This window comes from Venatorbacter sp. C2-1 (assembly GCF_022832715.1).
GTDB lineage: Bacteria > Pseudomonadota > Gammaproteobacteria > Pseudomonadales > Oceanobacteraceae > Venatoribacter > Venatoribacter alkanivorans.
This window is the reverse complement of record NZ_CP094879.1, coordinates 3842126-3862087: the sequence shown is the minus strand read 5'-3', so window position 1 is coordinate 3862087 and position 19962 is coordinate 3842126. Positions and strand designations below refer to the sequence as shown.

34 protein-coding genes are annotated in these 19962 nt (G+C 51.5%); 29 read left to right on the top strand and 5 right to left on the bottom strand.

The features are described from left to right. The first annotated feature begins 95 nt into the window (after positions 1-95). From tuf to rplQ, 29 genes are all read left to right on the top strand, one after another. Positions 96-1319: an elongation factor Tu gene (tuf, locus tag MT343_RS17370; RefSeq protein ID WP_230332379.1), complete on the top strand. Its 1224-nt coding sequence runs from the start codon at positions 96-98 to the stop codon at positions 1317-1319. A 211-nt stretch (positions 1320-1530) separates the two neighbouring features. Beyond that, on the top strand, positions 1531-1842 hold the full coding sequence (gene rpsJ / locus MT343_RS17365; protein WP_145466725.1) for a 30S ribosomal protein S10: 312 nt from the start codon (positions 1531-1533) through the stop codon (positions 1840-1842). A gap of 104 nt (positions 1843-1946) precedes the next feature. Next, entirely contained in the window at positions 1947-2579 is a 633-nt protein-coding gene (rplC, locus tag MT343_RS17360) for a 50S ribosomal protein L3 (protein WP_145466724.1), read from the top strand. A gap of 3 nt (positions 2580-2582) precedes the next feature. Further along, on the top strand, positions 2583-3185 hold the full coding sequence (gene rplD / locus MT343_RS17355) for a 50S ribosomal protein L4 (RefSeq protein ID WP_145466723.1): 603 nt from the start codon (positions 2583-2585) through the stop codon (positions 3183-3185). Further along, positions 3182-3478: a 50S ribosomal protein L23 gene (rplW, locus tag MT343_RS17350; RefSeq protein ID WP_145466722.1), complete on the top strand. Its 297-nt coding sequence runs from the start codon at positions 3182-3184 to the stop codon at positions 3476-3478. The genes rplD and rplW overlap by 4 nt, the downstream gene beginning before the upstream one ends. Positions 3479-3490: 12 nt before the next feature. Further along, complete coding sequence (gene rplB / locus MT343_RS17345) at positions 3491-4318, top strand: 50S ribosomal protein L2 (RefSeq protein ID WP_145466721.1); 828 nt, start codon at positions 3491-3493, stop codon at positions 4316-4318. A 17-nt stretch (positions 4319-4335) separates the two neighbouring features. Then, complete coding sequence (gene rpsS, locus MT343_RS17340; RefSeq protein ID WP_145466720.1) at positions 4336-4611, top strand: 30S ribosomal protein S19; 276 nt, start codon at positions 4336-4338, stop codon at positions 4609-4611. A 13-nt stretch (positions 4612-4624) separates the two neighbouring features. Further along, entirely contained in the window at positions 4625-4960 is a 336-nt protein-coding gene (rplV, locus tag MT343_RS17335) for a 50S ribosomal protein L22 (RefSeq protein WP_145466719.1), read from the top strand. A gap of 11 nt (positions 4961-4971) precedes the next feature. Further along, the gene (gene rpsC, locus MT343_RS17330; RefSeq protein WP_145466718.1) at positions 4972-5661 is read left to right on the top strand and encodes a 30S ribosomal protein S3; all 690 of its coding nucleotides are present in this window, start codon (positions 4972-4974) and stop codon (positions 5659-5661) included. A gap of 12 nt (positions 5662-5673) precedes the next feature. Continuing rightward, entirely contained in the window at positions 5674-6087 is a 414-nt protein-coding gene (rplP, locus tag MT343_RS17325) for a 50S ribosomal protein L16 (RefSeq protein ID WP_145466717.1), read from the top strand. Then, on the top strand, positions 6087-6278 hold the full coding sequence (rpmC, locus tag MT343_RS17320) for a 50S ribosomal protein L29 (RefSeq protein ID WP_145466803.1): 192 nt from the start codon (positions 6087-6089) through the stop codon (positions 6276-6278). Before rplP ends, rpmC begins: the two co-directional genes overlap by 1 nt. A 2-nt stretch (positions 6279-6280) precedes the next feature. After that, positions 6281-6547, top strand: a complete 267-nt coding sequence (gene rpsQ / locus MT343_RS17315) for a 30S ribosomal protein S17 (RefSeq protein WP_145466716.1) — start codon at positions 6281-6283, stop codon at positions 6545-6547. A 32-nt stretch (positions 6548-6579) separates the two neighbouring features. Continuing rightward, on the top strand, positions 6580-6948 hold the full coding sequence (gene rplN, locus MT343_RS17310) for a 50S ribosomal protein L14 (protein ID WP_145466715.1): 369 nt from the start codon (positions 6580-6582) through the stop codon (positions 6946-6948). 16 nt (positions 6949-6964) lie between these two features. Beyond that, positions 6965-7279 (top strand): 50S ribosomal protein L24, encoded by a 315-nt coding sequence (gene rplX / locus MT343_RS17305; protein WP_145466714.1) that lies wholly within the window; start codon positions 6965-6967, stop codon positions 7277-7279. Between the two features lie 18 nt (positions 7280-7297). Beyond that, a complete protein-coding gene (gene rplE / locus MT343_RS17300; protein ID WP_145466713.1) occupies positions 7298-7837 on the top strand; it encodes a 50S ribosomal protein L5 in 540 nt (179 codons plus the stop codon). A gap of 10 nt (positions 7838-7847) precedes the next feature. Continuing rightward, positions 7848-8153, top strand: coding sequence for a 30S ribosomal protein S14 (rpsN, locus tag MT343_RS17295; RefSeq protein WP_145466712.1), 306 nt, complete (start codon positions 7848-7850; stop codon positions 8151-8153). A gap of 60 nt (positions 8154-8213) precedes the next feature. Continuing rightward, a complete protein-coding gene (gene rpsH, locus MT343_RS17290) occupies positions 8214-8606 on the top strand; it encodes a 30S ribosomal protein S8 (RefSeq protein WP_145466711.1) in 393 nt (130 codons plus the stop codon). Between the two features lie 11 nt (positions 8607-8617). Next, complete coding sequence (gene rplF / locus MT343_RS17285; protein WP_145466710.1) at positions 8618-9151, top strand: 50S ribosomal protein L6; 534 nt, start codon at positions 8618-8620, stop codon at positions 9149-9151. Between the two features lie 10 nt (positions 9152-9161). Beyond that, positions 9162-9512 (top strand): 50S ribosomal protein L18, encoded by a 351-nt coding sequence (gene rplR / locus MT343_RS17280; protein ID WP_145466709.1) that lies wholly within the window; start codon positions 9162-9164, stop codon positions 9510-9512. An 11-nt stretch (positions 9513-9523) separates the two neighbouring features. Next, a complete protein-coding gene (gene rpsE, locus MT343_RS17275) occupies positions 9524-10033 on the top strand; it encodes a 30S ribosomal protein S5 (RefSeq protein WP_145466708.1) in 510 nt (169 codons plus the stop codon). Between the two features lie 6 nt (positions 10034-10039). Then, on the top strand, positions 10040-10225 hold the full coding sequence (gene rpmD / locus MT343_RS17270) for a 50S ribosomal protein L30 (protein WP_145466707.1): 186 nt from the start codon (positions 10040-10042) through the stop codon (positions 10223-10225). A 1-nt stretch (position 10226) separates the two neighbouring features. Beyond that, complete coding sequence (gene rplO / locus MT343_RS17265) at positions 10227-10661, top strand: 50S ribosomal protein L15 (protein WP_145466706.1); 435 nt, start codon at positions 10227-10229, stop codon at positions 10659-10661. Further along, entirely contained in the window at positions 10661-11980 is a 1320-nt protein-coding gene (gene secY, locus MT343_RS17260; RefSeq protein WP_145466705.1) for a preprotein translocase subunit SecY, read from the top strand. Before rplO ends, secY begins: the two co-directional genes overlap by 1 nt. 20 nt (positions 11981-12000) lie before the next feature. Further along, positions 12001-12114 carry a 50S ribosomal protein L36 gene (gene rpmJ / locus MT343_RS17255; RefSeq protein ID WP_145466704.1) on the top strand — a complete coding sequence of 38 codons (114 nt, stop codon included), beginning with the start codon at positions 12001-12003 and terminating at the stop codon, positions 12112-12114. A gap of 106 nt (positions 12115-12220) precedes the next feature. Continuing rightward, a complete protein-coding gene (gene rpsM / locus MT343_RS17250; RefSeq protein ID WP_145466703.1) occupies positions 12221-12577 on the top strand; it encodes a 30S ribosomal protein S13 in 357 nt (118 codons plus the stop codon). 72 nt (positions 12578-12649) lie between these two features. Beyond that, the gene (gene rpsK / locus MT343_RS17245; RefSeq protein WP_145466702.1) at positions 12650-13039 is read left to right on the top strand and encodes a 30S ribosomal protein S11; all 390 of its coding nucleotides are present in this window, start codon (positions 12650-12652) and stop codon (positions 13037-13039) included. Positions 13040-13051: 12 nt separating this feature from the next. Beyond that, positions 13052-13672, top strand: coding sequence for a 30S ribosomal protein S4 (rpsD, locus tag MT343_RS17240; RefSeq protein WP_145466701.1), 621 nt, complete (start codon positions 13052-13054; stop codon positions 13670-13672). A 22-nt stretch (positions 13673-13694) separates the two neighbouring features. Then, positions 13695-14696: a DNA-directed RNA polymerase subunit alpha gene (locus MT343_RS17235; RefSeq protein WP_145466700.1), complete on the top strand. Its 1002-nt coding sequence runs from the start codon at positions 13695-13697 to the stop codon at positions 14694-14696. 32 nt (positions 14697-14728) lie between these two features. Further along, the gene (rplQ, locus tag MT343_RS17230) at positions 14729-15139 is read left to right on the top strand and encodes a 50S ribosomal protein L17 (RefSeq protein WP_145466699.1); all 411 of its coding nucleotides are present in this window, start codon (positions 14729-14731) and stop codon (positions 15137-15139) included. Positions 15140-15211: 72 nt separating this feature from the next. Here the strand turns inward: rplQ and MT343_RS17225 are convergent, their stop codons facing one another. The 5 genes from MT343_RS17225 to MT343_RS17205 form a co-directional block, all read right to left on the bottom strand. Further along, positions 15212-16129, bottom strand: a complete 918-nt coding sequence (locus MT343_RS17225; RefSeq protein ID WP_145466698.1) for an alpha/beta hydrolase — start codon at positions 16127-16129, stop codon at positions 15212-15214. A gap of 203 nt (positions 16130-16332) precedes the next feature. Continuing rightward, positions 16333-17610 carry a TRAP transporter large permease gene (locus MT343_RS17220; RefSeq protein WP_145466697.1) on the bottom strand — a complete coding sequence of 426 codons (1278 nt, stop codon included), beginning with the start codon at positions 17608-17610 and terminating at the stop codon, positions 16333-16335. Then, entirely contained in the window at positions 17607-18092 is a 486-nt protein-coding gene (locus tag MT343_RS17215) for a TRAP transporter small permease (protein WP_145466696.1), read from the bottom strand. Before MT343_RS17215 ends, MT343_RS17220 begins: the two co-directional genes overlap by 4 nt. Next, a complete protein-coding gene (locus MT343_RS17210) occupies positions 18092-19093 on the bottom strand; it encodes a TRAP transporter substrate-binding protein (protein WP_145466695.1) in 1002 nt (333 codons plus the stop codon). Before MT343_RS17210 ends, MT343_RS17215 begins: the two co-directional genes overlap by 1 nt. A gap of 6 nt (positions 19094-19099) precedes the next feature. Further along, positions 19100-19933, bottom strand: coding sequence for a TRAP transporter TatT component family protein (locus MT343_RS17205; RefSeq protein ID WP_225692821.1), 834 nt, complete (start codon positions 19931-19933; stop codon positions 19100-19102). Positions 19934-19962 lie beyond the last annotated feature (29 nt).

Here is a 19962-nt window from a genome sequence, read left to right as displayed (position 1 = left end):
GTTTTGCCTTCCGGGGTATGATTGCGGCCCTTATGGGCGTGCCAGGATTACGGATCCTGCCCGCCGGATCATCAGACTTTTATGAGGACTTGGCTGTGGCAAAGGAAACGTTTGAACGTTCAAAACCCCACGTAAACGTTGGTACTATCGGTCACGTTGACCACGGTAAAACCACTCTGACTGCGGCTCTGACCCGCGTATGTTCCGAAGTATGGGGCGGTGCAGCGGTAGCGTTCGACGGTATCGACAATGCTCCTGAAGAGCGTGAGCGTGGTATCACCATTTCTACCTCCCACGTAGAATACGAATCTCCGAACCGTCACTACGCACACGTAGACTGCCCGGGCCACGCCGACTATGTTAAAAACATGATCACCGGTGCTGCGCAGATGGACGGCGCGATCCTGGTATGTGGTTCTACTGACGGCCCAATGCCTCAGACTCGTGAACACATCCTGCTGTCCCGTCAGGTTGGCGTACCTTACATCGTTGTATTCCTGAATAAAGCTGACCTGCTGGCTGAAGATTGCGGCGGTGCCGATTCTGAAGAATACGCAGAGATGCTGGAACTGGTTGAAATGGAACTGCGTGACCTGCTGTCTGAATACGACTTCCCAGGCGACGACACTCCAATCATCCCGGGTTCTGCTCTGATGGCCCTGAACGGCGAAGATGAGAACGAAATGGGTACTACCGCTGTTAAGAAGCTGGTAGAAACTCTGGATTCTTACATCCCTGAGCCAGAGCGTGCTATCGACGGTGCCTTCCTGATGCCAATCGAAGACGTATTCTCTATCCAGGGTCGTGGTACTGTTGTTACCGGTCGTGTTGAGCGTGGTATCGTTCGCACTGGTGAAGAACTGTCCATCATTGGTATCAAAGAGACCATCAAGACTACCTGTACCGGTGTTGAGATGTTCCGTAAGATTCTGGACGAAGGCCGTGCCGGTGAGAACGTAGGTGTTCTGCTGCGTGGTACCAAGCGTGACGAAGTTGAGCGTGGTCAGGTTCTGGCGAAGCCAGGTTCTATCACTCCTCACACCAAGTTCGAATCTGAAGTATACGTACTGGGTAAAGATGAAGGTGGTCGTCACACTCCATTCTTCAAAGGTTACCGTCCACAGTTCTACTTCCGTACCACTGACGTAACTGGTGCTTGTGAGCTGCCAGAAGGCGTTGAGATGGTAATGCCAGGTGATAACGTTAAGCTGACCATCACTCTGATCGCTCCTATCGCGATGGATGAAGGCCTGCGCTTTGCGATCCGTGAAGGCGGTCGTACTGTTGGTGCTGGTGTTGTAGCCAAGATCATCGAGTGATCTGAATACAAATTACAGGCCTTAGGGTCTGTGCTGAAAAGCCCGCTCTGTGCGGGCTTTTTTGTCAGTTTGATTCCGGTGTCGGCCTGCTTTGTCGGCTTCGGAAGTCGTCTGTTATTCCGTGGTTGACACTTTTTGTACAGCCGCATACAATTCGCGTCCCCTTAATCCGGGGAAAGTGAGCTCTTGCACATAAACTTGGAGTTTGGTAATGCAAAACCAACGAATCCGTATCCGTTTGAAGGCATTTGACCATCGACTGATCGATACCTCGACTCAGGAAATTGTTGATACTGCCAAACGTACGGGCGCTCAGGTACGTGGTCCTATCCCACTGCCTACTCGTAAAGAGCGTTATACCGTTCTGATCTCCCCGCACGTTAATAAAGACGCGCGTGATCAGTACGAAATCCGTACACACAAGCGCATGCTCGACATTGTTGAGCCAACTGAAAAAACAGTTGATGCGCTGATGAAACTGGATCTGGCTGCCGGCGTGGAAGTTCAGATCAGCCTGGGTTAATCCGTCAGGATTTATCCGTAAGGCTCTGTGTAACGCCCTTGTCCATGTCGGAGAAGAGGGCGGCCATAGTGGGTTAAGCCCCGTACACGAGAGGTAATTGGAAAATGGCAATTGGTATTGTCGGTAAGAAAGCGGGCATGACTCGTGTCTTTACCGAAGAAGGTCAATCTGTTGCTGTTACTGTAGTTCACGTAACACCTAACCGTGTTGCACAAGTGAAAACCGTTGAAACTGACGGCTACAGTGCTCTGCAGGTTACATTTGGTGAGAAGAAAGCTTCTCGCACAACTAAAGCTGAGGCAGGCCACTTTGCGAAAGCAAACGTTCAGGCAGGTCGTGGCGTTATGGAATTCCGTACCGAAGAAGCTCTGGCCAATGGCGATGAGCTGACCGTTGCGCAATTCGAAGCTGGTCAGAAAGTTGACGTGACTGGTTCATCTAAAGGTAAAGGCTTCCAGGGTGGCGTTAAGCGCTGGAACTTCCGTACCCAGGATGCTACCCACGGTAACTCCCTGTCTCATCGTGCCCCTGGTTCTATCGGTCAGTGTCAGACTCCTGGTCGTGTTTGGAAGGGCAAGAAGATGGCAGGTCACATGGGCGCTGAACAGGTTACTACTCAGAACCTGGAAGTTGTTCGTGTGGACGCAGAAAACAATCTGCTGCTGATCAAAGGTGCTGTGCCAGGTGCTACTGGTTCCGATGTGATTGTTAAACCAGCTGTTAAGGCTAAGGGGTAAGCAATGGAACTGAAAACTAACACTGGTACCGCAGTAGCTGTTTCTGAAGCTGCATTTGGTCGTGAATTTAATGAAGCTCTGGTTCACCAGATCGTTACCGCCTATATGGCCGGTGGCCGTCAGGGTACCAAAGCACAGAAATCCCGCTCTGAAGTTAGCGGTGGTGGTATTAAGCCATGGCGTCAGAAGGGAACAGGCCGTGCCCGTTCCGGTACTTCTAACAGCCCTATCTGGCGTTCAGGTGGTGTAACTTTCGCCGCCAAACCACGTAACTACGAGCAGAAAGTAAACAAGAAAATGTATCGCGCGGCGATGCAGTCCATCTTGTCTGAGCTGGTCCGTCAGGAGCGCCTGGTTGTTGCTGATTCTTTTGCTGTGGAATCCCACAAGACCAAAGAATTCGTTGCCAAGCTGAAAGAGATGGAACTGAGCAATGTCCTGATCGTTGCCGATGAGATCGACGAAAAGCTGTATCTGGCTGCCCGTAACGTTCCTCATGTTGGTATTACCGAAGCTTCAGCTATCGATCCTGTAAGCCTGATTGCTTTTGAAAAGGTACTGGTGACTGTGCCCGCCCTGAAGAAACTTGAGGAGGCCTACGCATGAACCGTGAACGTATCTATAAAGTGCTGGTAGCTCCGCATATTTCCGAGAAGGCAACTCTGGTTGCTGAAAAGCACGGCCAGTATGTATTCCGTGTTGCTCCGGATGCCACCAAGCCTGAAATCAAAAAGGCTGTTGAAGCTCTGTTCGAAGTGAAAGTTGATTCCGTACAGACCGTCAACATCAAAGGTAAAACCAAGCGTACTGCTCGCGGTACAGGCAAACGTAACGATGTGCGTAAAGCATACGTTCGCCTGGCTGAAGGTCAGGACATCGACTTCGCAGACGCGGAATAAGGGGTTTAAGTCATGGCATTGGTGAAAACTAAACCGACTTCTCCTGGCCGTCGCCATCTGGTGAAAGTCGTCAACAACGAACTGCACAAAGGTAAGCCTTTCGCAGCTCTGGTTGAGAAGAAGTCAAAAAGCGGTGGTCGTAACAACAACGGTCACATTACTACCCGTCACATTGGTGGTGGTCATAAGCAGCATTATCGCCTGATCGACTTCAAACGTGACAAGGACGGTATCCCAGCAGTTGTAGAACGTCTGGAATACGATCCTAACCGCAGCGCAAACATTGCACTGCTGAAGTACGCCGACGGCGAACGTCGTTACATTCTGGCTCCTAAAGGCCTGAGTGCTGGCGATGCGATTGTGTCTGGTGAAGATGCACCGATCAAAGTAGGTAGCGCGATGTCTCTGCGCAACGTACCGGTTGGTAGCGTAATTCACAACGTAGAACTGAAGCCTGGTAAAGGTGGTCAGATCGCACGTTCTGCAGGTACCTCTGCTCAGCTGGTAGCGCGTGAAGGTGCATACTGCACTCTGCGTCTGCGCTCTGGCGAAATGCGCAAGGTTCTGTCTGATTGTCGTGCCACTATCGGTGAAGTTGGCAACAATGAGCACGCTCTGCGTGAACTGGGTAAGGCTGGTGCTTCGCGCTGGCGCGGTGTTCGTCCTACCGTTCGCGGTGTGGTAATGAACCCTGTTGATCACCCACACGGTGGTGGTGAAGGTCGTACCTCTGGTGGTCGTCATCCTGTTACTCCATGGGGCGTTCCAACCAAGGGCTACAAGACTCGTAAGAATAAGCGTACCGATAAACTTATCGTACGTCGTCGTTCTGCGAAATAATTAGAGAGGATAGAACTGTGCCACGTTCATTGAAAAAAGGTCCATTTATTGACCATCACTTGATGAAGAAGGTAGAGGCTGCTCTTGAGAAGAACGACAAACGTCCGATCAAGACCTGGTCTCGCCGCTCCACAATCTTTCCAGATTTCGTGGGGCTGACAATCGCTGTTCATAACGGCAAACAACACATGCCAGTTTTCGTAACTGAAGACATGGTAGGACATAAACTCGGCGAATTCGCGCTGACCCGTACTTACAAGGGTCATGTGGCGGATAAGAAAGCCAAACGTTAATAAGGGGTGAAATATGTCTGAAGTAGCCGCTGTATTACGTGGTGCTCGCTTGTCTGCACAGAAAGCACGTCTGGTTGCGGATCAGATCCGCGGCAAGAAGATTGATGAAGCTCTGAACATTCTTTCCTTCTCAGGTAAGAAAGGCGCAGACATCATCAAGAAAGTACTGGAATCTGCCATCGCCAACGCTGAGCACAACGACGGTGCCGACGTAGACGAACTCAAGGTTTCTACCGTGTTCGTTGACGAAGGTATGACAATGAAGCGTATTCGTCCACGTGCGAAAGGTCGTGCCGATCGCATCATGAAACGCACTTGTCACATCACTGTGAAAGTTTCAGAAAAATAGGAGTTGGTCAGATGGGTCAGAAAGTTCATCCAACCGGTATCCGTTTAGGTATCACTAAAGATCATAACTCGATCTGGTATGCCGGTAAGGATAAGTACGCCGACAACCTGCTGACTGACATTGCTGTTCGATCTCTGATCGAAAAGCGCCTGGAAAAGGCTTCAGTGAGCAAGGTCGTTATTGAGCGTCCAGCGCAAAACGCCAAAGTAACCATTCACACTGCCCGTCCAGGCATCGTGATCGGTAAAAAAGGTGAAGACGTAGAAGTTCTGCGTAAAGATCTCAGCGATCTGATGGGTATCCCGGTACACATCAACATCGAAGAAGTTCGTAAACCGGATCTGGATGCCAAGCTGGTAGCCCAGAGCGTTGCAAGTCAGCTGGAGCGTCGTGTGATGTTCCGTCGCGCTATGAAGCGTGCTGTACAGAATGCAATGCGTGGTGGTGCCGAAGGTATCAAGATCCAAGTGAGTGGCCGTCTGGGTGGTGCTGAAATCGCTCGTTCCGAGTGGTACCGCGAAGGTCGTGTTCCTCTGCACACACTGCGTGCAGACATCGACTACGCAACTTATGAAGCACACACTACCTATGGTGTTATTGGCGTAAAAGTATGGATCTTCAAAGGCGAGATCCTCGGTGGTATCCAAGAGGTACGTGACCGCGCTAAGAACCAGGGCAAAAAGAAAACCGGTCGTTCATAAGGGGAATTAGTTATGTTGTTACCAAAACGTACAAAGTTCCGTAAAGTTCAGACCGGCCGCAACCGCGGTTTGGCGATCCGTGGCTCTAAAGTGAGCTTCGGTGAGTACGCTCTGAAGGCTACTGGACGTGGTCGTCTGACTTCTCGTCAGATTGAGGCAGCACGTCGTGCGATGACTCGTAAAGTTAAGCGTGGTGGTAAAATCTGGATCCGCGTTTTCCCGGATAAGCCAATTACCGAGAAGCCTCTTGAGGTTCGTATGGGTAAAGGTAAGGGTAACGTTGAGTACTGGGTTTGCCAGATTCAGCCAGGTCGCGTTCTTTACGAAATCGAAGGCGTACCAGAAGAGCTGGCTCGTGAAGCCTTTGCTCTGGCTGCTGCGAAACTGCCTTTTGAAACCGCATTTGTTAAACGGACGGTGCTGTGATGAAAGCAAGTGAACTGAAAAATAAATCAGTGGCTGAGCTGCAATCTCAGCTGGAAGAACTGTTGAGCGATCAATTTAAACTGCGTATGCAGAAAGCGACAGGTCAGCTGGGTCAGACTCATCTGATCGGCCAGACCCGTCGTGATATCGCTCGCGTAAAAACCGTGCTGGCTAGCAAGGCAGGTGAATAATCATGACTGAGAACACAAAAACCGTTCGTACCCTGAGTGGTCGTGTCGTGAGCAACAAGATGGACAAGTCCGTCACTGTTCTGGTTGAACGCTTTGTTAAGCATCCGATCTATAAAAAGTTCGTGAAACGCTCTACCAAAGTGATGGCCCACGATGAAAATAACGAATGCCAGATTGGCGATATCGTTACAGTAAAAGAGTCACGCCCAATGTCTAAAAACAAGACCTGGGCGCTGGTAAATATCGACGAGCGCGCCGCCAAGGTCTGAGGACCGGGCGCAGTTAGTTAGGAGCGAGAGGCATGATTCAAACTCAATCAATGCTCGACGTTGCCGACAACAGCGGCGCGAAGCGCGTACAGTGCATCAAAGTACTGGGCGGTTCTCATCGTCGTTATGCCGGCATCGGTGATTTGATTAAAGTATCCGTTAAGGAAGCAATTCCTCGCGGTAAAGTGAAAAAAGGTCAGGTAATGAACGCCGTGGTAGTACGTACCCGTAAAGGTGTACGTCGTCCGGACGGATCTATTATCCGTTTTGATGTAAACTCTGCCGTTCTGCTGAATGCTTCATTGGCGCCAATCGGTACCCGTATCTTTGGCCCTGTGACTCGTGAGCTGCGCTCTGAGCAGTTCATGAAAATCATTTCCCTGGCACCAGAAGTGCTCTAAGGGAGGGGGACGAGATATGTTAAAGATTCGCAAAAATGACGAAGTAGTTGTTATTGCCGGTAAAGATAAAGGCAAGCGTGGCAAAGTGCAGAAAGTTCTGCAGGATGGCCGTGTGCTGGTATCTGGCATTAACGTGGTGAAAAAACACCAGAAACCAAACCCGTACCTGCAGCAGCCAGGCGGCATCGTTGAAAAAGAAACCGGTATTCAGGTTTCCAACGTAGCCATCTGGAACCCGAAAACTGAGAAAGCTGACCGCGTTGGCTTCAAAGTTGAAGGCGAAAGCAAGGTACGTATCTTCAAATCCACAGGCGAACAAGTCGACGCCTAATTGGAGTTGGATACTACTATGTCACGTTTACAAGAACTGTATAAAAACGAAGTAGTAGCCAAGCTGCAAGAAGAGTTTGGTTACAAAAACATTATGGAAGTGCCTAAAGTCACCAAAATCACCCTGAACATGGGTGTTGGTGAAGCACTGGGCGACAAGAAACTGCTGGACAACGCTGTGGCCGAAATGGAAGCCATCAGCGGTCAGAAAGTTGTTGTCACCAAGGCGCGTAAGTCTGTCGCAGCTTTTAAACTGCGTGAAGGCTGGCCAATTGGCTGTAAAGTTACCCTGCGTCGTGAGCGTATGTGGGAATTCATGGATCGTCTGATCGACGTGGCTCTGCCACGTGTTCGTGACTTCCGTGGTATCAACCCTAAGTCTTTCGATGGTCGTGGTAACTACAGCATGGGTGTGAAGGAACAGATCATTTTCCCGGAAATTGAATACGATAAAGTAGACAAGGTCCGTGGTATGGATGTGACCATCACAACTACCGCAAAAACCAACGAAGAAGGCCGCGCTCTGCTGAAAGCGCTGCAGTTCCCGTTCCGTAACTAAGGAGTTAAGCATGGCTAAGATTAGCATGAAGAATCGTGAACTGAAGCGTGAAGCACTGGTTGCCAAGTTTGCCGCCAAGCGCGCTGAACTGAAAGCGATCGTGAGCAACGTTAACTCTTCTGACGAAGAGCGTTGGAATGCACAACAAGCTCTGCAGAAACTGCCACGCGATTCATCCGCGAGCCGTCTGCAGCGTCGTTGTCAAATGACAGGTCGTCCACACGGCGTATACCGTAAATTCAAGCTTTCACGTATTAAGTTGCGCGAAGAAGGCATGAAGGGTAATGTGCCAGGCCTGAAAAAAGCTAGTTGGTAAGCAATTCCCCCTTTCGGGTAGAACCGGAGGGGGGGCGCTGTACAACAGAGGTAACTATTAATGAGTATGCAAGATACGTTGGCGGACATGTTCACCCGCATTCGTAATGCCCAGCAAGCTGGTCATAAGAATGTAAGCATGCCGTCTTCAAAAATTAAGAAGTCTGTAGCCCAGGTTCTCGAAGCTGAAGGTTACATCAACAGTTTTTCTATCGATGAAGCGGTCAAGCCGACCATGACCATCGATCTGAAATACTACGAAGGTAAGCCAGTTATTGAACGTATCCAGCGCGTTAGCCGCCCTGGTCTGCGTCAGTACCGTGGCACCACAGAGCTGCCTAAAGTTGAAGCAGGTCTGGGTGTGGCTATCGTATCCACCTCTAAAGGCGTTATGACTGATCGCGCTGCTCGTGCTGCGGGCGTGGGCGGTGAAGTTATTGCGACCGTATTCTAAGGGGAATTACGATGTCTCGCGTAGCAAAAGCTCCTGTACAAATCCCAGCCGGCGTAGAAGTTAAACTGGCTGCAGACAAAATCGCCATCAAAGGCAAGCAAGGCCAGTTAGAACTGGATGTGCATTCTTCTGTTGAAATCAAACAGGAAGAAAATGTACTGACCTTCGCTCCTAAAACTGGCGACAAGCAAGCCAACGCTCTGGCCGGTACTTTCCGCGCCCTGGTAAACAATATGGTTACCGGTGTTAACGTTGGTTTCGAAAAGAAACTGATTCTGCAGGGTGTTGGTTATCGTGCCAAAGCATCCGGCAAGTCATTAAATTTGACTCTGGGCTTCTCTCACCCAATCGACTATGAACTGCCGGAAGGCATTTCTGTCGAGACGCCAAGCCAGACCGAAGTGGTTATCAAAGGTATTGATAAGCAGAAAGTAGGTCAGGTTGCTGCTGAGATCCGTGGCTACCGTCCACCAGAACCTTATAAAGGTAAGGGTGTTCGCTATGCTGATGAAAATGTGCGTCGTAAAGAAGCCAAGAAAAAGTAAGGTCTAGGCCATGAATGAGAAGAAAAAAGCTCGTTTGCGCCGTGCCACCAAAACACGGATGAACATCCGTGAGAAAAGCGCGGTTCGTCTGTGCGTTCATCGTACGCCCAGACACATTTACGCTCAGATCATCTCTGCCAATGGCGCTACCGTCTTGGCGACAGCTTCAACCGTTGAAGCGGATCTGCGTAGTGACACTACTGGTAACGTTAATGCAGCGACCAAAGTTGGTCAGTTGATTGCTGAGCGTGCGAAAGCCGCTGGCATCACCAAAGTTGCGTTCGATCGTTCTGGTTTTAAATACCATGGTCGTGTTAAAGCTCTGGCTGACGCGGCTCGTGAAAGCGGCCTGGAATTCTAAGGGTAAAGATCATGGCAAATAATGAACGTGTAGAACGTAACGAAAGTGAACTGCAAGAGAAGCTGGTTCAGGTAAACCGCGTAGCCAAAGTGGTAAAAGGTGGTCGTATTTTCGCCTTTACCGCTCTGACCGTGGTTGGCGACGGCAATGGTCGTGTTGGTTTTGGTCGTGGTAAGTCCCGTGAAGTGCCTCTGGCAATTCAAAAGGCGATGGAACAGGCTAAGCGCAACATGGTCAATGTTCAGCTGGACGGCAACACTCTGCAGTATCCTGTCCGTGCCCGTCACTCTGGCGCACAGATTTACATGCAGCCGGCCTCTGAAGGTACCGGTATCATCGCCGGCGGTGCAATGCGCGCCGTTCTGGAGATGGTTGGTGTTAAAAACGTATTGGCTAAGTGCTATGGCTCTACCAACCCGGTAAACGTTGTTCGTGCAACCTTCAATGGTCTGGCACAAATGAAGTCTCCGGAAGAAGTAGCTGCCAAGCGCGGTAAGTCCGTAGAAGAGATCCTGGGGTAATACGTTATGGCTAAGAAAACCGTAAAAGTGACCCAGACACGGAGCACAATTGGCAAGCTGCCAAAGCACCGTGCAACCATGCAAGGCCTGGGTCTGCGTCGTATTGGTCATACCGTTGAGCTGGAAGATACTCCATCTGTACGCGGCATGATCAACCAAGTTCAATACATGGTTAAGGTAGAAGGGGAGTAATATGCGTCTCAACGAATTGAGCCCAGCTCCTGGTTCGAAGCCTGCTCCTAAGCGTGTTGGCCGTGGTATCGGTTCCGGTCTGGGTAAGACTGGTGGCCGTGGTCACAAAGGTCAGAAATCACGCTCAGGCGGTAAAGTGGCTCCGGGCTTTGAAGGCGGTCAGATGCCAATCCACCGTCGTCTGCCAAAATTTGGCTTTACTTCACGCAAAGCACAGTACGTTGCAGAGATCCGTCTGAACGAACTGGCTCTGGTTGAAGGCGATGTTGTAGATCTGGCAGCACTGAAAGCTGCAGACGTTATCGGCGAGAAGATCAAAGAAGCTCGCGTGATTCTGTCTGGTGAAGTCAAGAAGGCTTTGACCATCAAAGGTCTGAAAGTCACTCAAGGCGCAAAAGCTGCTATTGAAGCAGCCGGTGGAAAGGTCGAAGACTAATGGCTAGGCAAGGACTCCCACAGGGCATGCAAGGCGGACTGACTGAACTCTGGTCGCGCATCCGCTTCGTGCTCCTGGCGATTGTAGTATATCGGATTGGCACCCATATCCCGGTGCCAGGTATTAATCCGGAAGCATTGGCACGTTTATTCGAGCAGAACCAGGGCACAATCCTGGAAATGTTCAATATGTTCTCCGGTGGTGCACTGGAGCGCATGAGTATTCTGGCGCTGGGCATCATGCCCTATATCTCTGCTTCCATTATCATGCAATTGCTGACGGCGGTGAGTCCGCAGCTGGAACAGTTGAAGAAAGAAGGCGAAGCCGGTCGTCGCAAGATTACCCAGTACACCCGTTACGGTACTGTACTGCTTGCAACGATTCAGGCCTTCGGCGTCTCGGCCGGCCTTGCCGGCCAGGGCGTTACTTTCTCTTCGGGCATTGATTTCTACATCGCAGCCGTACCTTCCTTCGTGGCAGGTGCAGTGTTCATGATGTGGCTGGGTGAGCAGGTTACCGAACGTGGTATCGGTAATGGCATCTCTATCCTGATCTTCGCCGGTATTGTTGCTGGTCTGCCGAGTGCAATTGGTCAGGCTTTCGAGTCTGCGCGTCAGGGTGACCTGAATATTCTGGTATTGCTGGTTATTGCTGCCCTGGCAGTCGTGGTGATCGGTTTCGTAGTCTTTGTTGAGCGCGGCCAGCGTCGCATCACCATTAACTACGCAAAACGTCAGCAGGGTCGTCAGATGTTTGCGGCACAGACAAGTCATTTACCGCTGAAACTTAATATGGCCGGTGTAATTCCTGCGATCTTTGCTTCAAGCCTGCTGTTGTTCCCTGCGTCTCTGGGAACGTGGTTTGGCCAGGGTGAGGGTATGGAGTGGCTGCAGGACATCAGTATGGCTCTGGCGCCAAGCCAGCCGCTGTACATCGTACTGTTCGCTGCCGGTATTATTTTCTTCTGCTACTTCTATACGGCGTTGATGTTCAACCCGAAAGATGTTGCCGAAAATCTGAAGAAGTCTGGTGCTTTCATTCCGGGTATCCGCCCGGGCATTCAGACTGCCAAGTATATTGATGCTGTCTTAGGACGCCTGACTCTGTTCGGTTCGCTGTACATTGCCGCGGTGTGTCTGATGCCTCAGTTCCTGGTAGTCGCTGCAGATGTACCTTTCTACTTCGGTGGCACATCGTTATTGATCGTGGTTGTGGTCGTAATGGATTTCATGGCTCAGGTTCAATCGCACCTGATGTCACACCAGTACGAATCGCTGATGAAGAAAGCAAATCTGAAGAATTTTGGCTCAGCCCGCTGAGCCAGATTTAGGAGACTGTCATGAAAGTACGTGCGTCTGTTAAAAAAATCTGCCGTGAATGCAAAATTATTCGCCGTAACGGTAGTGTGCGCGTGATCTGTTCAGATCCAAAGCACAAGCAACGTCAGGGTTAATCCCCGGACAAGGTCGGGTGTGAATATTACAGATGGCTTGATTTATTTTTGAGCTGCCTGTAGTATCTCGCGCCCTTTCATCAAGTAAAGTGTAACGGAGTTAGACATGGCCCGTATTGCCGGTGTCAATATTCCTGACAACAAGCATGCAGTGATTTCTCTGACCTATGTCTATGGCATTGGTCGTACTACTGCCCAGCAGATCTGTGCCGCTACTGGCATTGCTGAGACCACCAAAATCGGTGATCTGAGCGAAGAGTTGCTGGATGTTGTTCGTAACGAAGTAGCTAAACATACGGTTGAAGGTGATTTGCGCCGTGAAGTGCAAATGAACATCAAGCGTCTGATGGATATGGCTTGCTATCGTGGTATCCGCCACCGTCGCAGCCTGCCACTTCGTGGTCAGCGTACTAAAACGAATGCTCGTACCCGTAAGGGCCCGCGCAAACCGATCCGTAAGTAATCTTACGGTCGGTCTTTTAGTGTAGCTGCATTCGACTTGTTGCAGTGTTGATATTAAAAGCAGGATTTAAAAATGGCTAAGCCACAAAGATCAACCAAGAAAAAGGTTAAAAAGACGGTAGTCGATGGCATTGCGCACATCCACGCCTCTTTTAACAACACCATCGTAACCATCACCGACCGTCAGGGTAATGCTCTGTCATGGGCAACCGCCGGTGGTTCAGGTTTCCGTGGTTCTCGTAAGAGCACTCCTTTCGCCGCTCAGGTAGCAGCAGAGCGTGCTGGTGAAGCAGCAAAAGAGTACGGTCTGAAAAACCTCGACGTGGAAGTTAAAGGTCCAGGTCCAGGTCGTGAATCAGCAGTCCGCGCTCTGAACGCATGTGGATACAAGATCGCTAACATCACTGATGTTACTCCGATCCCACATAACGGCTGTCGTCCACCTAAGAAGCGTCGCGTATAAGGAGGCAGAAATATGGCACGTTATATTGGTCCTAAGTGTAAGCTGTCTCGTCGTGAAGGAACTGACCTGTTCCTGAAGAGCGGCGTTCGTGCATTAGACACTAAATGCAAAATGGAAACCAAGCCTGGCGTACACGGTGCTGGTCGCGGTCGTCTGTCTGACTACGGTCTGCAGCTGCGCGAAAAGCAAAAAGTACGTCGCTTGTACGGTATCCTGGAAAAGCAATTCCGCAGCTACTACAAAGAAGCAGCGCGTCGTAAAGGCGCAACCGGTGAAAACCTGCTGCAACTGCTGGAATCTCGTCTGGATAACGTTGTATACCGCATGGGCTTCGGCTCTACCCGCGCTGAATCACGTCAGCTGGTCACTCACAAAGCAGTCGCTGTGAATGGTCAGACTGTGAACGTTCCTTCGTTCAACGTTAAGAGCGGCGATGTGGTTACGATTCGTGAGAAAGCGAAAAATCAGGATCGTATCAAAACTGCTCTTGAGCTGGCAGCACAGCGCACTGATTGTGCGTGGATTGATGTCAATGCAGGTAAGATGGAAGGAACTTTCAAAGCAGTTCCTGAGCGCGCTGATCTCCCAGCAGAGATCAACGAAAACCTGATCGTGGAACTTTACTCTAAGTAATAGAGGAACTTAAGGGGCAGCTATGCAGCGTGCAGTTAATGAATTTTTGACACCTCGTCACATCCAGGTGGATGAGGTAAACAATACCCACGCTAAAGTGACTCTGGAGCCGCTTGAGCGCGGTTTCGGCCACACTTTAGGCAACGCATTGCGTCGTATCCTGCTTTCCTCTATGCCGGGTGCTGCAATCGTTGAATGCGAAATCGATGGCGTTCTGCATGAGTACAGCGCGATCGAAGGTGTACAGGAAGACGTAATTGAAATCCTGCTGAACCTGAAAGGTGTTGCGGTCAAATTACATGAACGTGACGAAGCGATTCTGAGCCTGGCGAAAGTTGGCCCGGCAACAGTAACAGCTGCCGATATTCAACTGGATCATGGTGTTGAGGTTGCTAACCCAGCTCACGTTATCGCCCATCTGGGTGAAGGCGCTGAACTGAAAATGACCCTGAAAGTTGCTTCCGGTCGTGGCTACGAGACTGTTGAGTCCCGTAACCAGAACGATGAAGAAACCAAGGCCATTGGCAAACTGCAGCTTGATGCTACCTACAGCCCGGTTAAGCGTGTTTCTTACAGCGTTGAAAGCGCTCGTGTGGAACAGCGTACCGATCTGGACAAACTGGTTATCGATCTCGAAACCAACGGTACCATCGATCCGGAAGAAGCGATCCGTCGTTCCGCGACCATCTTGCAGCAACAGCTGGCTATCTTCGTAAATCTGGAGAACGACGAAGTCGTTGAACAGATCCGCGAAGAAGAAGAGATCGATCCGATCCTGCTTCGTCCTGTGGACGATCTGGAACTGACCGTTCGTTCTGCCAACTGTCTGAAAGCAGAAAACATTTACTACATCGGTGATCTGATCCAGCGTACAGAAGTAGAGCTGTTGAAGACTCCTAATTTAGGTAAGAAGTCTCTGACTGAAATCAAAGACGTTCTGGCCTCACGCGGACTGTCGTTGGGAATGCATCTGGAGAACTGGCCACCTGCCAGCCTCCGTAACGACGACAAAGTATTAGCCTGAGCAGAGCGTTCAGTTAGTTAAGGAATAAAACCATGCGTCATCGTAAAAGTGGTCGTCACTTCAATCGTACCAGCGCACACCGTCAAGCCATGTTTAAAAACATGGCGGTGAGCCTGTTCGAGCATGAAATTATCAAGACTACCCTGCCAAAGGCGAAGGAGCTGCGTCGCGTAGCTGAGCCACTGATCACTCTTGCAAAAGAAGATTCAGTTGCTAACCGTCGTCTGGCCTTTGCTCGTACCCGTAGCAAAGAAGCAGTAGGTAAGTTGTTCAGCGATTTGGGTCCTCGTTATCAAACCCGCCCAGGTGGTTACATTCGTATTCTGAAATGTGGCTTCCGTGCTGGTGATAACGCTCCAATGGCATATGTTGAACTGGTAGACCGTCCGGTTGCAGTAGCAGAAGCGGATGTTGTTGAAGTTCAGGATGAAGCCGCTGAGTAATTTCGGCAGTTAAATAAAAAGGCCCGCCGTCGTAAGACTGCGGGCCTTTTTATTGGCCTTTTTTATTGGCCGTTATTCGCGCTTTTGCTGCTGTCTGGTAAAGGCCGCAATTTCATTCAGTGCCTGGCGCGCTTCAGGCATATAACCGGCGTGCAGCTGAAATACGTGCCACATCTGAGGATATTCACTCAGGGTTACCTCAGCGCCTGCATGGCGCATACGCTGAGCGAGGCGCACGCTGTCATCGTACAGAATTTCTTCGCTGCCAACCTGAATCAGGGTAGGTGGAAAATCGCTGAAGTCGGCATGCAGTGGCGATATATGCGGATTGTCCAGATCCTGCTGCCCGGCATACTGCTCCGCTGCGAAGAGAATCCAGTCTGTCTGCAGTAATACCTCCCGTTCTTTCCTTTCACTGATGGAAGCTCCGCTGCAGCTCAGATCACACCAGGGCGAGAATAAAACCAGAGCCTGTGGGCGTGGCAGCTGCTGTTCCAAAACAGCCGCAGTCAGGGCCAGACTCAGACCTCCACCGGCAGAATCACCGGCAATTATCACCGGCCCCTGAGCACTGAGAGTGCGGTAAGCGCTGAGTGCGTCCTCAAGGGCGGCTGGTGCCGGATGTTCAGGAGCAAGGCGGTAATCAATAAGCCAGGTATCAATACTGCACTGGCGGGCGATACGGGCGACCATTTCACCATGACTGGTCGGAGAACCGACGACATAGCCTCCGCCATGCAGATACAGCATCACACTCGCACCGGTATTTTGTGCGCTGCCGACGTCATGTACGGTCGCCGGTGTCAGACGCCAGGCGGGAACGCCGCCACAGGGAGTAATCTGTTTGCGTACGCCAAAAGGCATCGGCATGAGTTGTTGCAGGGCATTTAAACGCTGGCGTTGGCGTTTAAGGCCGAATTCGGGTGTGAATGTCGGTTGCACCAAAGCACGCAGAAGAGTGCGTGTCAGGCGGGCGGTCAGACTGGCCATAAGCCTTCCTGTGATTTTTTATTGATTTTACTGATGGGAATAAAAAAAAAGCGGGTCAAGATTAACCCGCAAACAACGTCTTAGGAAGGATACTCATCCATGAGCACGATCATGAGTTACTACCATAACCCGGGGCCATGTCAGATTGGGCAAGCAGCTGTAAAGAAGGGTCAGACGCTCCGCAGAGCGTCTGTGATCATGTTTTACAGCAGTGCGAGGCTCAGGCCAGGCCAATAGGTAATAATCAGCACACAGGCGAGCAGAATAAAGAAGAACGGGATGGTGGCGCGGTACAGCGTCATAACCGGCTTATTAAAGCGGAAGCTGGCAATAAACAGGTTCATCCCAACCGGCGGCGTAAAGTAGCCCAGCTGCATATTCGCGAGGAACAGAATGCCCAGATGAATCGGATGAATGCCGTACTCAATGGCAATCGGCAGAATGATCGGAATCATAATGACGATGGCTGAGAAAATATCGAGCATCATGCCCAGAATCAGCAGGAAGATCGTCAGCAGCAGCAAAAAGGTGAAGGAATCACTGACATGTTGCTGGATAAAAGCAAAGATCTGCTCCGGAATGCCGGCGTCAATCATGTAATTGGTTGAAGCCATGGAGACAGCAAGAATCAGCAGAATCGCGCCCACCAGTTTCATCGAGTCGCGCATCACCAGCGGCAGCCGGGTCAGGCTGATTTCACGGCGGATAACCACACTGACGATCAGTACATAAAAGGCAGTCAGCGCAGCCGCCTCTGATACCGCGAAAAAGCCGCTGTAAATACCGCCCAATACTACAAAAGGCAGCGGAATTTCCCATGCGCTGTCTTTAATCGCCGCCCAGGCTTCTGCTTTATCAAAAGGATGATGATCGCGCTCAATACCTCGTGACTGCCAGGCGCTGTAGAGCGACAGGGCAAACAACATCAGCAGGCCTGGCAGCAGACCAGCGAGGAACAGGTCATCGATGCTGACCGGCGTGTCCAGCGCCATTTGCTGAGCAACCACACCGTACAGAATCAGTGGCAGCGATGGTGCGAATAACAGACCCAGACTACCGGAAGTGGTAACCAGACCCAGATTAAACGACTCTTTGTAGCCTGCTTTCTGCAGCGCAGGCACCAGCAGCGCGCCAAGAGCGACGATGGTCACCCCGGAGGCGCCGGTAAAGGCGGTAAACAGTGCACAGGCTGCCAGAGCCACAATTGCCAGACCGCCGGGCATCCAGCCAAGGAAGGCATCGGTAATGCGTACCAGGCGTTGTGGAGCCTTGCTTTCGCCCAATAGATAACCTGCGAAGGTAAACAGCGGAATTGCAATCAGCACTGGCATTTCAGCAATCTGATAGATGCTGATAGCCATGGTCTGCAGATCAACATCGGTTTGCCAGAAGCCCCACATCGCACTGGCGGCGATCACGGTAAACAATGGCGCGCCGGCCAGTGCCAGAAATAACAGTAACAGCGGAACCAGAATGCTCATGCTTCAGCCTCCCGGGTCTGCCCGAGCAGTTCCTGCACGGCCTGCAGGCTGAAACGTAATCCCATCAGCGCGAAGCTTAACGGAATCACCAGTTGCAGCGGCCAGGCGGGCACACGTCCGAATGCGATATCGCCAAACTCGAAAGCAAAGCGCACAAAGGCCTGAGCATTCCAGGCTACAACCAGACAGATAAAGGCCGCAAAGGCCGAGGTCAGTACTGCCAGCCAGCGTTTGGTTTGCGGACCAGCGAGGCGGTTGATCAGATCAATGGCGATATGTTCGCGTGAGCGGGTGGCAAGCAGGGCACCGAGCAGGCCAAGCCAAAGTACCATAACCCGCAGCAATGGCTGCACCCAGACCACCCCGCCACCAAACAGTGTACGGGCGAGAATATCGACGCCGGCGAGAATAATCATCGCCAGCAGTAACAGCACCAGTACAGCATCTTCGATGCGGTGCAGGGTAGACAGCCATTTCTTCATTACTGCGCAGCCGCCTGACGGTTGTTGTTCAGGCTCTGCTTCAGCTTGTTGTACAGCTCAACCGGGTAAACCGATTTCTCGCGCAGGGTGTTAATGCTGTCCTGCGCCATCTTGCGCCAGGCCAGCTTATCTTCTTCGGTCAGCTCGACAAACTGCATGCCATTCTGTGCCAGTGCCGCACGTGCACCCTGCTCGTCTTTTTCGTTCTGTACATCCATCGCGCGGAAGGTTGCAGCCATAATGCGTTTCACAACGGCCTGATCAGCAGCGTCGATTTTGCTGAAGGCGCGTTCGTCAACGACCAGCATGCCGAAGATAAAGGCCAGTGGAAAATCGGTGGCATAGCTCAGTTTGGTGTGCCATTGCAGGGCAATCGCCGAGGTGGCATTGACGGCAACGGTATCAATCAAACCAGTCTGCAGGCTGGTATAAACATCGGATACCGGCAGGGAGATCGGCTCTACCTGACCATTCTCAAAAGTGGTCTGGCTGATGATGTCGCCTTCCGGCACCCAGACTTTCTGGCTGCGAACATCCACCGATGATTTCAGTGGCTTGTTGGACATCAGATAAGCAAAACCACCTTCTGACAGGCCCAGCAGGATGTAGCCTTTTTCCTGCAGCGCTGCAGCGATGTACTGGTCGTACTCGGCGCGCACAGCACGTACTTCATCGAGATTGCGGAACGTAAATGGCAGGCTGTACAACTGCGTCACGTTGGTAATGTGTGACATTGCACCGGTAGAAACGGCACCACCCTGCAGCTGACGGATCTGCATTTTACGCAGCACGCTTTTATCGCTGCCCTGTACGCCACCGGGGAAATATTTGATTTTTACCCGGCTGTCGGTTTCCTGCTTGATGTCATCAGCAGCCTGACGCATCAGTTTCATCCAGTTGGTGCCATCAGGAACCAGAGTGGCAATTTTCAGGGTGGTGGCAGCCTGAGCCAGAGGACTCAGCAGACTCAGGGTCAGCGCCAGGGCGGTGATCAGTTTCATAGGATCTCACTCAAAGTATTCAGAGGATTCGGCTAACAGAACGGCTGCCTGGCGCTGGGCCAGACGGTTAATCAGGGTGAGCCCCTCGCTGTGCGGGTCGGCATCCAGAGCTTCCTGTAATAAGCGGTCGTGCAATTCCTGTTCAAACATCAGGCGGGCGTATTGCTTGGCGTACAGCACCTTGGCCATCAGGTTTTCGCCCCGGGTCATGTCGATGGCGCGTTCAAAATATTCCCGTCCCAGTTCCGGTTTACCGCCCAGTGACGGAGGGAGCTGGGTTTCCAGTACACCGAGGTAAACCTGCACGGTCGCGTGATCGTAGGCGGGGTCCTGGGTTGCGACCCATTGCATCAGAATTTTGACCTTGCCGAGCTGGGCGATGGCATTCCAGTCGTCGCTGTTGGCCTGAATCCAGCCGGCCCAGGCAGCAGCCATGGCGTAGAACACGGCGATATCGTCGGCGTCGTAGTCTTCTTCCAGACCGGCCAGCAGATCATTCTGTGGGCCGTCGATTAAGGTGCAGGCATCTTCATCGTATTCGCACAGGGCGCGGCGGGCGTAGCCGATGGCCTTGTCGGCCATGCGTTTGGCCTGATCCGGGTCCTGAGCAAAGACGCCGGCATAAGCGCCGTACAGGCGGGAGCCGGCGAGCAGGAAGTCTTCGTTTTCGGGGTAAGTAAGAATCAGGGCATCAAGTAACAACAGATAGGCCGGAGCACCGGCGGCGACGATGGCCGGGTCATCCTGGTTCATCATTGAACGGGAGAGGTTGCCGGGCAGGTTACTCACCGAGCAGGCGCTGAGTAACCCGAATAACATAAGACTGACTAGTGTTTTCATACCGCTTTCAGAACCAGAGCGCTGCTTTC